The organism is Mycoplana ramosa, assembly GCF_041930185.1.
Classification (GTDB): domain Bacteria; phylum Pseudomonadota; class Alphaproteobacteria; order Rhizobiales; family Rhizobiaceae; genus Mycoplana; species Mycoplana ramosa.
Genome location: NZ_JBHEEW010000002.1, coordinates 1 through 12578, shown reverse-complemented (window position 1 = coordinate 12578; position 12578 = coordinate 1). Strand labels below are relative to the sequence as shown.

Below are 12578 nucleotides of genomic sequence, written 5' to 3'. Positions count from 1 at the left end.
GGCATCGCCTCGCTCATCGTCCTCGCGATCCTCGGTGCGGGCGGCGCCTAGGCGAGTCGCGCGAACGAGGTCAAAGGGACGAATCGCGTCACTTCCGGGGGGCATTGCCGACCGATCTCATGATCAGTTGCACCCGAGCCTCGCGCCCTCCTTCGGTCCAAGCGGCACTGTTTCAGAAGTCATGCGAGGCTTGCAGGTCACTCTCGCGTCAGAGCCTTCCCCTTCCCGGCCCTGATCGAGAGTCTGAGCCGTGCAGATGGCCATGACATGGAATCGCAAAGCCCCCGCGGCCAAGTTTAGGCGCGGGGGCTTTGCGTGAACACGAGTTCTCATGCCGAGCAGCTCGCCGGTACTCAGAACTCCTCCCAGCTGACTTTGGACGTATCGAGGGCGGCATTACCGGAGAAGGCGCTGGCGATCTTGTGGCCAAGAGCACGAGCCGGAGAATTCACGTAGGCTTCCTTGCCCGTCGCTGCGCGAAGAGGGGCCGACGTCTGTCGCGTTCTGCCGGACAGTTTGAATTGCGCCAGAAGCTGGTTGAGTGAACCCACTTCATGCGCCAGACCGTGGGTGGAAGCTGTTGTCTCTTCGACCATTGCCGCGTTCTTCTGCGTATCCTGGTCCATCTGGTTGACGGCGGTATTGATCTGCTGGAGACCGGATGACTGTTCCTGTGCCGCCTCGACAATGCCCGTGACGTGCCGGTTGATCTCCTGCACCTCCGTAACAATGGTTTCGAGTGCGCGGCCCGTATCATCGACGAGATGCACGCCTTCACGGACCTGGGCGCTGGAGGTGCTAATCAGTTCCTTGATTTCACGCGCCGCCGTGGCAGAACGCTGGGCAAGTTCGCGCACTTCCTGCGCCACGACAGCAAAGCCCTTGCCGGCGTCGCCGGCGCGGGCGGCTTCCACGCCGGCGTTCAGGGCCAGCAGGTTGGTCTGGAAAGCAATTTCGTCGATCACCCCGATGATGTTGTTGATCTCCACCGACGACCTCTCGATCTGCTCCATCGCCGCGACGGCACGACGGACGACTTCTCCGGACTTTTCCGCTCCGGCGCGAGTACGGGCGACGAGTTGACCCGCCTCCTGCGCGCGCGCGGTCGAGTTCTTCACCGTGGCGGTGATTTCCTCAAGAGCGGCAGCGGTTTCCTCGACGGCGGCGGCCTGCTGCTCGGTGCGCTTGGCCAGGTCATCGGCAGCGGACCGGATCTCGGTCACGCCCGCGTTAATGTTCCGCGCGTTGTCGGAAACTTGCGTAAGGGTCGATTCCAACTTCTCTGCGGAGGTGTTGAAGTCGCGGCGCACGGTATCGAGCGCCTCGGTGAAGGGCTGCTCGATCCGGTAGGACACATCGCCGTCCGACAGCTTGGAAAGGCCCACCGCCAGATTGTCGACGGCGAACTTCACAGCCGCGGCATCCCTGGCTTCCTGTTCCTGGCGGGCAATCCGCTCCTTCTCGGTGAGGCTGCGGTTGGCGTCCGCTTCCTGTTCAAGGCGGGCCTTCTCCCGGTTGTTTTCGAGCAGGACTTCCAGCGAGCGCGCGAGATCGCCGATTTCGTCATTGGCCTGGATGTCCTTCAACGTGAGCTGCAGATTACCCTGCGCGATCTGCGCCGTCTCGTCGATGATATTGGAGATACGACCAATGAAACGGCGGGCAATCAGCCAGCCGGCCAGGGCGAGCAAGACGGCGGCCATCACGATGATCAGGGCGGCGTCACGCATCATCGCGTCCAACTGCGCGAGCACCGTGCTTTTCGGCACCGACACGATGGCATACCATTTCATATCCGGGGTCAGCACGACCGGCGAGGCAACGGTTATGTGGACGGTGCCGTCCTGCGCGCTTATCTCCCGCTCAACGCCCGGATTGGCAATCAGCTCTTCCCAACCGGCCGTCTGTGCACCGCCGTCCGAGAGGCTCTTCCCGATCAGGCCCTGGTCAGGATGCCCGATGATCTTGCCCCCACTGCTGACGAGGCTCAAGTAGCCCGTTCCCATAGGGTGGAGAGCCGAAAGCGCCTCGCTCGTGTCTTGCAGCGACAGATCGAGACCGGCGACACCCATGGGTTTGCCGTCGATGATGATCGGCATGGCAACCGAGGTGATCAGGACCTCCTGTCCGCCGATGTCATAAGGATAGGGTTCGATGACAACCGTCTTTTGCTGCATGATTGGCAGCTGATAGAAGTCGCCCTCGCCGGCCGTCGCGTAGCCCGTCAGCGAAGTGTGTATAATCTTTCCATCTTGGCCACGCACGAAGTACGGCACGTAGCGGCCCGTCTTGTCGTGGCCTGTCGCACCTGCAAAGTCACTGTCCCTGCCATCGAATGCGTTCGGCTCCCAGCCGGTCCACAACGCAAGCACGTTGGGATTGTTCTTCAGCATGTCATTAAGGACATGGTCGATCCTGGTTCGGTCAGCATCGCTGTTTTCTTTTGCCGTTTCCAGAAAGGAGGCCAGTCCATTGACGATATGAACGGTCCCGCCGATTTCCTTTTCGACGACCAACGCCTGCGCCTTCGCAATCTCGCGCATACGCTCCAGGCTGCTCGTCTTGACGTCCTCGTAGGAGCGAAAGAACAGGAACGCCGACACGGAGATGGTCGCAACGACCCCGCAGGCAGCAACGGCAAAAATGTTTCGACCCGTGGTCGATTTGAAAAGCATAATAAGCCTCGAAAAAGATGAAATGGACAGCATGTGGTTAATCGCGGCCTCATGCTGCGAAGTGCCGGATCATTGAAACTCATAGCTCGGCCGTCGTCGCCTTAACACGGCAGGGAGACAAGGCCCGTAACCCAGCCTGGTTGCTGAGATAGCGCGACACTGCCGCTATGGATCGCAATCCGAGAACCCTAGGCCTGAGGCCCTGGGAGACGCCCAAGAGAACGCCAGAATGATTAATATAATGCCAATAATGTCTTAGGGGGAGACGGCGGTCTTTCGGCGTTTCATCCATGTCGAGCAGTGGACAAGGGTAATCCTTCGCAAGTCGCGGTTCAAAACTGAACCCACCCGAAGCAAATCAGTCCACTGCCCCGGTGCCGGGCCGATGGATCAGTCCCTGCCCTCTGCGCGGCGATAGGCGATGCGGGCCGTTATGGCCGTCACGGTGATCAGCGTTAGGATGACGGAGATCGCCGCAATGGCGGGGTCGATATTGTCGCGCAGGCCCATCCACATCAGGCGTGGCAGCGTGATGGCGTTGACGCTGGTGACGAACAGCGTGACGCCGATCTCCTCCCAGGAAAGCACGAACGACAGCAGCCACGCCGTCGCTATTCCGAACTTGATGTTGGGGATGATGATCTTGGTCGCCCGCTCCCATGTCGACGCGCCGAGACCGCGCGCGGCGAGGTCGATGCGCCGGTCGACCTGGCTGAGCGACACGAGGATCAGCACCACGGCGAACGGCACCGTCACCACGACATGCGCAAGCACAACCCCCAGCCAGGTATCATAGCCGACCGCGCTGCCGATGCCCGACATCGACGTGAGCAGGAAATAGAGCGTGATCGCCGAAACCACCGGCGGCACGATCATCGGCAGCAGCACGAAGCCAACCAGCAACGCGGCGAAGCGCGGCCGGAACATCCAGATGCCAAGGCTAAAGGCCAGCGCGAGCAGCGTCGCCAGCGTGCTGGAGACGATGCCGACGCGCAGGCTGAGCAGGATGCTGTCCAGCCAGCGCGGGTCTTCGATCAGCGCGCGGTAGTGCCTGAGCGACAGAGCGCCCGTCGGCATGGACAGCATGCGCGACGGCGTCAGCGACACCGGCACCACCGCCAACAGCGGCATCAGCAAAAAGACCGCCACCAGAAGGGCAACGAACAACGCAACGGGACCCGGGCGATAACCACTCATGTCAGCCTGCCATCTGTGAGGGCCGCAGGTAGCGGAACAGCGCCGCTGTCAGCAGGCCGACAATCACGACCAGGGTGATGCTGATGGCAGCACCGAGTCCCCAGTCCGGGCTCTGGAAAATACGCAGGTAAACGAGTTCCGCCACCATGACGCTGCGGCCGCCGCCCAGGATTGCCGGGGTGACGAAGAAGCCGAGCGCAAAGACGAAGACGATCAGCGCGGCCCCGATGATGCCGGACATGGTCATGGGGACGAACACCGACCAGAAGATGCGCGTGCGGCTGGCACCCATGCCGCGTGCGGCGAGCAGCACCCGTTCGTCCAGACTGCGCATGGCCGATGCGATGGGGAAGACCGCAAACGGGATGAGGAAATGCATCATGCCGACGACGACGCCGAATTCGTTGCGCACGAGCGCAAGGGGTTCGCTGAGGAAGCCGATCGAGCGCAGCCATGTATTGATCAGGCCCTGGTTGGATAGGAGCGCCACCCAGCCGAATGCGCGCGTCAGCACCGAAATCCAGAATGGCACGAGGATGCAGTACTCCGCCACCAGCCGCTGACCCGGCGTGCCGCGGACCCAGATGTAGGCGATGGCATAGGCGGCGGCCACCGCTGCGATCGTTACAAACGCGCAGATGCGGAAGGTGCGCACGAACACCGATTGCACCAGGGGATCGGTGAGCAGCGCGTGATACTGCCCGAGCCCCGGCTCGGGCAGGGTGAAGCTCCATTTGAGGACGCCGACAAACGGGATGCCGTAGGCGAGCCCGAGGAGAAGGAGCAGCGGCGCCAGGAAGAGCGCCGCGCCGATCGGGTTGGAGCGGGCAAGCATGTGCCGGCTCAGGCGGAGATGATCTTGGTAAACTCGTCGAGCGCCGGTCCGTAGTGCTCGGCGTACCATTCCATGTTGAGCGGGATCTGCTTGCTCATATTGGCGGGATCGACCGGGTTGAAGCGCTTCTTGTCGTCGGGGATCAGGGCGTCGGTCGCCGGGTTGGCAGGGCCCTGCCCGAGGATATCGAACATGACGAGTTGCTTCTGCGGGTCCTGAGCGCTGGCGATGAACTTCATCGCCGTGTCACGGCCGCCCGGATTGCCCTTGATGACCGCCATCGCGCCGGGCGACAGCAGGCCCTGGTCCCAGATGAACTTGATGCGGCCGCCCGAATCCTGCTCGATCAGCGAGGCGCGGGTTGACCAGACGAGCGCCATCGACGCTTCGCCGTCCAGCAGTAGCGACTGGCTTTCCGAGCCGCCGCCCCAGTAAGCGACGACGTTCTCCTTGAAGGCCGCGATCTTGTCATGCGCGCGCTTGAGGTCGAGCGGATAGAGCTCTTCCGGCTTAACGCCGTCGCCGAGCAGGGCGGCTTCCCACATGGCGCTGCCCCACTTGTAGAGCGAGCGCTTGCCGGGGAACGTCTTCACGTCGAAGAAATCGGCCATGCTCTTCGGCGCCTGGTCACCGTATTTCTCCGAATCGTAGGCGATGACGTAGGAGAAGAAGTAGCTCGACGCGGCGTAGTCCCAACCGAAGCCCGGGCGCATCTTGTTCTTGTCGACGACCGCGTAGTCGATCTCTTCCACCATGCCCTGCTTGCCGAGCGTCAGCGCCGAGAACGGATCGGCATCGACGATATCCCAGCTCGGCGCACCGCTCTTGAACTGTGCGGCGATGGCGCCTTCCGTCGGACCGGAACCGTCCTGCTTCACCACGATGCCGGTTTCCTGCTGGAACGGCTGGCCGTAGGCCTTGTCATAGGCCGTCACGGCATCGCCGCCCCAGTTCACGAACACGAGTTGATTGGCTTCCGCCGAGGCGCGCGTGGCCCTAAGCGCCATCGGTCCGCCGGCAAACAGCATCGCGGCGAGCTGGGCAAAGCGCCTGCGGGTGATCTGGCCGCGCTTGACCTTCTCCGCGAGGATTTCGAGGCAGTATTTCTGAAAAGCTTCATTCATGCTCATTCCCCCCTTTGTTGTCTTCAATAGTCTGTCGGCGACGGGTGTCACCTCAACCCGCCGGCAGCAGGAAGCCCGCGTCTGCGGGCCATGTCAGCCAGACGGTGCTGTCACCCTGGAGCGCCTGCTGCGCGGTTTCCGTCGACACGCAAACGCTGAGCTTGCATCCACCGCGGGTCGCCAGATCCAGGCGTGTCGCCGCGCCGAGATAGGTCGATGACGTCACGACGACGGCGATCCCGTTTTCCTGCGGGGCCGGCTCTCGCGCGATCGACATATGTTCGGGACGCACGGCCAGGACGGCCTCGCCATCAACCGCGCCCTGGCCGAACCGCAACGCGATCTCACGGTCCTCGTGCAGCCCTCGGGCGCCCTCCCCGTCAGCGCGGATTCCGTGCAGCGGCAGCATGTTGATCTCGCCGAGGAACTCGGCAACGAAGCGGCTGCCCGGGCGCTCGTAGACATCCTGCGGCGTTCCTACCTGAAGCAGTTCGCCATGATTGAAGATGGCCACGCGCGAAGAAAGCGCAAGCGCTTCGCTCTGATCGTGGGTGACGAAGACGAATGTGGTGCCGGTTTCCTCGTGCAGCCTCTTCATCTCGGTCTGCATCTGGCCGCGCAGGCTCTTATCGAGCGCCGAAAACGGCTCGTCCAGCAGCAGCACGCCCGGCTCGAAAGCAAGCGCACGTGCCAAGGCGACGCGCTGCTGTTGGCCGCCGGACAATTTGGAAGGCAACTTGTGCTCATGGCCCTGCAAGCCAACGCGCTCGATCATCTCGGCGACACGGCGCTTGATCTCCTGCTCGGATTTGCGCCGCACCCGCAGCGGAAATGCGATATTGGCTGCCACGCTCATATGCGGGAACAGTGCATAGCCCTGAAAGACCATGCCCGAGGAGCGTCGTTCAGCCGGCTGATCGGTGATGTCGACACCGTTGTTGAACAACTGTCCCCGGCTGGGCTTTTCGAATCCGGCCAAGATCATCAGGAACGTCGTCTTGCCTGAGCCGGAGGGGCCGAGCAGCGTCAGGAACTCGCCTCGGCCGATATCGAGCGAAATATTCTTCAGCGCATGGAAAGCTCCGAAGCTTTTTCCAACGCCGACGGCCTTGATCTCCGCTGCCCGTCCGGCCTGCTGCATTAAGCGTTCCCCCCGTTTTCAAGAGCGTAAGCCACGCAATCCTCTCACGGCAACCGAATTATTTTCGCCATATTGGAAAATTCTATTCACCTATAGTCGCTCCCGAACGCCTTGAGCATCGGCCGCCTCATCCGCAAGGCTGGACCGCAGCCAGTCGCGGAAAGGCGGAAGGACCGGATGGTCTTTCTTGGTCAGGTCCACGACGAGGTAATAGGACCGTGATGCACGGATCGCCATGTCGAAGGGGCGCACCAGCCTGCCCTCGCTCAATGCCTTCTGCCCGGTAAGCTCGTCACCCATCGCAATCCCCTGCCCCGCAATGGCCGCCGAGAAAACGAGGTTCATGTCGGAAAAGATTATGCCGGTGGCCGGATCGGCGTTTTCCACCTTGGTGAGCGCCAGCCAGCGTGCCCAATCCTCGAAGTCGTTGAGGTGAAGCAGATTTGTGCGCAAGACATCGGCCGGCTTGGAAATGCCGCCGATCCTGTTGAGCAGGCTCGGGCTGCAGAGCGGCGTGAAACGCACATCACAAAGAAGCTCCACACTGTGGTTCGGCCAGTTGCCGTCGCCAAACGCGATAAACGCATCCACTTCCGGGATGCTCACGTCGTCCAGGCGGCGCGGCGTCAGGATGGATAGCGAAACGTCAGGATACATTTCCTGGAACGCAGCGATATGGGTGCACAGCCAGAGCGACGCGAACCCGGGCGTACAGCAGATTCGAAAAGAACCACCGATGCCACCTTCCCGGTACTGCATCCCGGCATCGCCGAGCATCGTCAGCGCCTTGTGCACGTCGTGTGCATAGCGCCGGCCGCGCGCGGTAAGTGCCACCCCCTTGCCGACGCGTTCCAGCAGTTCAAAACCCAGGTCTCGCTCCAGCAGTCTCAACTGGTGACTGACGGCGCTGCGGGTCAGATGCAGTTCCTCGGCTGCCCGCCATACGCTGCCATGACGGGCAAAACTCTCCAGCGCGCGCAGCGCCTGTGTCGATGGTATCCGCAAGGGGTTCCTCGCTGTTTGGTGAACGAAATTTGCGCGAAACGATAAAACATATCACTTTTTGCGCAAGCCTTTCACTGCTTTGCTCTGCAACCAGGCACAACATCAATATTGGCAGAGACATGAGCAAGAACATTGCCGAGGAAACCGCGACACGCTGGGTCGACGAGAACGCGGCTGAGCTGTCGAAGTGGACCAGCGAGATCTGGCACAAGGCCGAGACCGCCTGGCGCGAATACGAATCCGCCGCCTGGTATGTGGAGCGCCTGCGGGCCGAGGGCTTCGAGGTCGAGGAAGGGTCGGGCGGCATGCCGACAGCCTTCGCCGCCTCCTGGACGAATGGCGAAGGCGGCCCGGTCATCGCTTCCTATGCCGAATATGACGCCGTGCCGGGCAATTGCCAGGCGGCGAGCACCGTCAAGGAGCCGCGCGTCGGCCTGAACGAGCATGCCGGCGGCCACACCGATCCACATTCCGCGCTCGGCATGAGCGCCTTCGGGGGACTGCTCGCCACCAAGGCGGCCATGCAGGCCCACGGCATTCCGGGCACGCTGAAGTTCTTCGGCGAACCGGCCGAAAAGGTTCGCGGCTCCAAGCCGATCCATGCCGCCAAGGGCTATTATGACGGCCTCGACGCGATGATCAGCTTTCACCCCTGCTATATGCTGCCGCTGTGCAACACGGTGAACTGGGACACCCATTGCGGCGCAGCCTATGCGATGGTCTACCGCTTCGTCTGCGACGAACCGGAGACCTGGCTGAAGCGTGCCGACGGCCTGCCGATCCCGCAAGCTCACAGCGCTGTGCGCGCGCCGGGCGCCAATGATGCGCTGTTCTACATGTACAACGCCTCCAAGGCGCTGCGCGATTCCATGCTGCCGCATATGGGTGGCTGGTCGATCAGCGAGGCGATCCTGACGGCCGGGCAGGCCACCGCCGACAACCTGCCGGCGCGGCTTTCCGAGATCCAGTACATCATCCGCGTGCCGACCGTGGAGATGGCCGAGCAGGCGACGCTTATTCTCGACCGCAACGCCGAAGCCGCCGCCAAGCTTGCCCACTGCCGCGTCGAAAAGATCTGGGTTTCGAAGTCTCGCCCCGGTCTTGCCAACCACGTCATGGCCGATCTGGTCTATGGCAAGCTTGCCGCCGTCGGTGCGCCGACATGGGGGGCGCGCGCCAAGGAGATCGCCCGCGAGATCCAGGCCAATCTCGGGCTGGAGCCGATGGCCGAGCCCTTCCTGCCCGATTGCGAGACGCTGGTGAGCCCGCAGGAGGCCGAACGTATCCTGCGCCAGGACCTGCCGCCGTCGCAGATCAACTACACCTCGGACGACTACACCGACATGTGCTGGCACGCGCCGACGGCGCGCCTCTATATCGCCCGCCCGATGCTCACCGGTCCCGCCGGCTATGCCTATCCGGACTGGGTGATGAACGCGCTGGGCGGCATTCCCGAGACCATCGACCCGATGGTGATCTGCGCATCGAAGACCATCGCCCTCTCGATGCTCGAACTGATGCAGAACGCCGAGCTGCGCACCGCGGCACGCAAGGAATTCGAGGAACGCACCGGCGGCGGCATCGGCGGCACGAACTGGATTCCGGCGCTGGCCGACTACGAGGCGCCGATCGGCCTGCGCTGGCCGGAATATGTCACCACCGCGCGCGGCCGCGAGTGGTGGATCCCGAGTGCCGGCTATTAAGGCCGGCACGCACGCTCTTCTTCTTACAGGTAACCGATCATGCGCGTTCTCTACGATCACCGCCCGAGCCATTCGGCCCACAGTGCCCATGCGGACCTCGTGCTCGTCAACGGCCGCGTTTACACTGGCGATCCGGGCCTGCCCTGGTGCCAGGCGCTGGCGGTGGCGCGCGGGCGCATCGTCGCGCGCGGCGAGCGCGCGGATGTCGAACATCTGATCGGCGCGCAGACCAAGGTGATGGATCTCGGCGGGCGCTTTGCCATGCCGGGCCTCTACGATATGCACACCCATCCGGACCTCGCGCTCGCCCCGCGCTATGCCGAGGATCTCGACATCGGCATCGTCGACCCGACGCCCGATCAGGTGCGCGATGCCATCCTAGCCTATGCGGCCAAGCACCCGGATCGCGAGTGGATCTACGGCCAGTACTTCGTCCGCTACACATTCCGCCAGGCCGGGCTCGTTCCCGGCAAGGACTGGCTGGACACGGTGATGCCCGATCGTCCGGTCGCGCTGCTCGACCGCATGTGGGGCACCATGATGGCCAACAGCGAGGCACTTCGCCGTGCCGGCATCGCCGCTGACACGCCAGACCCGGCCAATGGCTATCTGGAGCGCGATCCGGTCAGCGGCGAGCCGACGGGCCTTCTGATCGACGGCGCCTACGCGTTGATCCATGCCGCCATGCCGCCGACGCCGGTGCCGGTGCTGCGCGCCGCCTATCGCCATGGGGTGCGCTATCAGTCCGCGCGTGGGGTGGTGTCGACGAAATACGTTCATGTCTGCGAAAACAGGCTGAATGCCCTGCAGTCGCTCGATCAGGTCGGTGAACTCACCCTGCGTGTCGAGGCCGCCATCAGCTGGCAGGACGACATCTTCCCGGTGCGCCGGCGCTGGGAGCTGTTGGCCGGCGAGCGACACTACTACCGGTCCGCCCGGCTCAACGCCAATGCGGTCAAGTTCCACTTCGACGGCACAGTCGAGCCGCGCTCGTCCTATCTCATCACGCCGTGGGATGGAGGCAATGCCGGCTGGAGCGGCAAGCTCAACCTCACGCCCGAGCACCTTGCCGACATGATCTGGGACATGGACCGGCAGGGTATCCGCGTCATCGCCCATTGCACCGGGGATGCGGCTTCAGACACCTTCCTCGACGCGGTCGGGGAAGCGCGCCGCCGGCCCGGCGGGCTCAATGTGCGCCATCAGTGCGCGCACTCGACGATCCTGCACGGCGGCAATCTCAAGCGCTTCCGCGATCTCAACGTCACGGCCGAATTCTCGCCAGTGTCGTGGTATCCGTCGAAGTTCGTCTCCGGCGCCCGCTCCGGCTACGGTCCGGAGCGGTTGGCGCGCGCTTACAACATCAAGGGCGTTCTGGAGGCCGGCGGCGTCGCCGTCATCGGCACCGACTGGCCGGTGAGCCCGCTCGATCCGTGGATCGCGCTCGAAACCATGGTCACCCGTGCCAATCCGTGGGGTGAAGGCGAAGGCCGGTTCGGCGAGCCGATCTCGCTCAAGCAAGCCATCGACGTGATGACCAAGAACGGCGCCTGGTCGATGGGCATCGAGCACGAGGCGGGCTCGCTCGAAGTCGGCAAGTCTGCCGACATCATCGTGCTCGACCGCAACCTGTTCGAGGTCGAGCCGCAGGGCAACATCCACTCCACCAAAGTGGATCTCACGTTTGTGCAAGGCCAGCTGGTGCACGACCGGCTGAACGAGAACTCCGAAGCCGTCTGGCACGGGGAAGCGCCGCAGCTATGGTGACAATGGGCGCCCCCATCCCGGTCACCGTCATCGGCGGCTTTCTCGGCGCGGGCAAGACGACGCTCGTCAATCACATCCTGAGCGGTGATCATGGGCTCAAGGTCGCGGTGCTGGTCAACGACTTCGGCGCGATCAACATCGATGCCGCGCTGATTACATCGACCGAGGGCGGTCTCTACAGCCTGTCCAATGGCTGCGTCTGCTGCGGCCTCAACCAAGGCTTTGTCGAGCAGCTCGAGGAGCTTCTGGCCGCCCGCGCCGATATCGACCACATCGTGATCGAGGCGAGCGGCGTGGCCGATCCCGCCCGCATCATGGACACGGTGCGCTACGCGCGCTTTGCCGCGCGCCTGCGCGCGGACGCCATCGTCGTGATGGTAGACGCTGCCGGCTTCGACGATGCGATTGCGGCTGCGCCCGGCCTCGCCGAAGCGCAGATCGGTTCGGCCGACCTTCTAGTCCTCAACAAGACCGATCTGGTCGACCGTAACATGCTCGACGCCTGGCGCGCGCGCTGGACCTTTCCGGACACCCGCATCGTGGAAACCACGCATGCGCTTGTACCCTTCGGCATTCTCTTTGCCGGCGAAGTTTTCCCGCGTGGCGTCGCCTCGACATTCGGCGCCGAACCCGTCCATGAACCGGCAGTGAGCGCGACTTGGCAGAGTGACGGCGCAGTCGATCTGAAGCGTCTGCAGAGGGTTCTGGCCGGCCTGCCGACAGCGGTCTATCGCGCCAAGGGTTTCTTGCGCGCGAGCGATGGCCGGCGTTTCGCCGTGCATCTGGTCGGCACGCGCCTCTCCTTCGAGGCGATGGCAATTGCGCCGGAAGGTCTCGACGTGGACAATATCCTCGTGTTCATCGGCTTCGGTGAGCGTTCCGCGTTTGAAACCACTCTGGCGCATCTCGACGGCTGTGCCGAATCGACCCCGCCAAACGCCCTGTCGTAAAGCAGAGGGCGCATGGAAGGTCTTTGCGCTTCTCGCGTCAGCCACCAAGGAGCACGGCCGCACAAAGTGCGGCCGTCGGCCCTTGGTGGACGTATCCTCACATCGCCTTTTCCAGCTCCGGCAGGACGTCGAACAGGTCGGCGACGAGGCCGTAGTCGGCGACCTGGAAGATCGGGGCCTC

At 63.3% G+C, this 12578-nt stretch carries 9 protein-coding genes; 3 read left to right on the top strand and 6 right to left on the bottom strand.

Annotation, left to right across the window (positions count from 1 at the left end):
* Nucleotides 1-353 precede the first annotated feature (353 nt).
* The 6 genes from JNC62_RS02605 to JNC62_RS02580 form a co-directional block, all read right to left on the bottom strand.
* Nucleotides 354-2675, bottom strand: coding sequence for a methyl-accepting chemotaxis protein (locus JNC62_RS02605; protein ID WP_374835701.1), 2322 nt, complete (start codon nucleotides 2673-2675; stop codon nucleotides 354-356).
* Between the two features lie 390 nt (nucleotides 2676-3065).
* Nucleotides 3066-3872 carry an ABC transporter permease gene (locus JNC62_RS02600; RefSeq protein ID WP_374835699.1) on the bottom strand — a complete coding sequence of 269 codons (807 nt, stop codon included), beginning with the start codon at nucleotides 3870-3872 and terminating at the stop codon, nucleotides 3066-3068.
* A 1-nt stretch (nucleotide 3873) separates the two neighbouring features.
* Nucleotides 3874-4707 carry an ABC transporter permease gene (locus JNC62_RS02595; RefSeq protein ID WP_374835697.1) on the bottom strand — a complete coding sequence of 278 codons (834 nt, stop codon included), beginning with the start codon at nucleotides 4705-4707 and terminating at the stop codon, nucleotides 3874-3876.
* A gap of 8 nt (nucleotides 4708-4715) precedes the next feature.
* Nucleotides 4716-5831: an ABC transporter substrate-binding protein gene (locus JNC62_RS02590; RefSeq protein WP_374835695.1), complete on the bottom strand. Its 1116-nt coding sequence runs from the start codon at nucleotides 5829-5831 to the stop codon at nucleotides 4716-4718.
* 52 nt (nucleotides 5832-5883) lie between these two features.
* Nucleotides 5884-6972, bottom strand: a complete 1089-nt coding sequence (locus JNC62_RS02585) for an ABC transporter ATP-binding protein (RefSeq protein WP_374835693.1) — start codon at nucleotides 6970-6972, stop codon at nucleotides 5884-5886.
* 90 nt (nucleotides 6973-7062) lie between these two features.
* Nucleotides 7063-7977, bottom strand: a complete 915-nt coding sequence (locus tag JNC62_RS02580; RefSeq protein ID WP_374835691.1) for a LysR substrate-binding domain-containing protein — start codon at nucleotides 7975-7977, stop codon at nucleotides 7063-7065.
* A gap of 119 nt (nucleotides 7978-8096) precedes the next feature.
* Here JNC62_RS02580 and JNC62_RS02575 point away from each other — a divergent pair, with 119 nt between their 5' ends.
* The 3 genes from JNC62_RS02575 to JNC62_RS02565 are packed head-to-tail and all read left to right on the top strand — an operon-like array spanning nucleotide 8097 to nucleotide 12397.
* Nucleotides 8097-9680: a zinc-binding metallopeptidase family protein gene (locus tag JNC62_RS02575; RefSeq protein ID WP_374835689.1), complete on the top strand. Its 1584-nt coding sequence runs from the start codon at nucleotides 8097-8099 to the stop codon at nucleotides 9678-9680.
* Nucleotides 9681-9719: 39 nt separating this feature from the next.
* Nucleotides 9720-11447, top strand: coding sequence for an amidohydrolase (locus JNC62_RS02570; protein WP_374835687.1), 1728 nt, complete (start codon nucleotides 9720-9722; stop codon nucleotides 11445-11447).
* Nucleotides 11441-12397 (top strand): CobW family GTP-binding protein, encoded by a 957-nt coding sequence (locus JNC62_RS02565; protein WP_374835685.1) that lies wholly within the window; start codon nucleotides 11441-11443, stop codon nucleotides 12395-12397. Before JNC62_RS02570 ends, JNC62_RS02565 begins: the two co-directional genes overlap by 7 nt.
* Nucleotides 12398-12578 lie beyond the last annotated feature (181 nt).

What these genes read in the sequence shown, in the direction of transcription:
- JNC62_RS02605 (WP_374835701.1), bottom strand. Translation starts at nt 2,675, where the DNA reads ATGCTTTTCAAATCGACCACGGGTCGAAACATTTTTGCCGTTGCTGCC.
- JNC62_RS02600 (WP_374835699.1), bottom strand. Translation starts at nt 3,872, where the DNA reads ATGAGTGGTTATCGCCCGGGTCCCGTTGCGTTGTTCGTTGCCCTTCTG.
- JNC62_RS02595 (WP_374835697.1), bottom strand. Translation starts at nt 4,707, where the DNA reads ATGCTTGCCCGCTCCAACCCGATCGGCGCGGCGCTCTTCCTGGCGCCG.
- JNC62_RS02590 (WP_374835695.1), bottom strand. Translation starts at nt 5,831, where the DNA reads ATGAATGAAGCTTTTCAGAAATACTGCCTCGAAATCCTCGCGGAGAAG.
- JNC62_RS02585 (WP_374835693.1), bottom strand. Translation starts at nt 6,972, where the DNA reads ATGCAGCAGGCCGGACGGGCAGCGGAGATCAAGGCCGTCGGCGTTGGA.
- JNC62_RS02575 (WP_374835689.1), top strand. Translation starts at nt 8,097, where the DNA reads ATGAGCAAGAACATTGCCGAGGAAACCGCGACACGCTGGGTCGACGAG.
- JNC62_RS02570 (WP_374835687.1), top strand. Translation starts at nt 9,720, where the DNA reads ATGCGCGTTCTCTACGATCACCGCCCGAGCCATTCGGCCCACAGTGCC.
- JNC62_RS02565 (WP_374835685.1), top strand. Translation starts at nt 11,441, where the DNA reads ATGGTGACAATGGGCGCCCCCATCCCGGTCACCGTCATCGGCGGCTTT.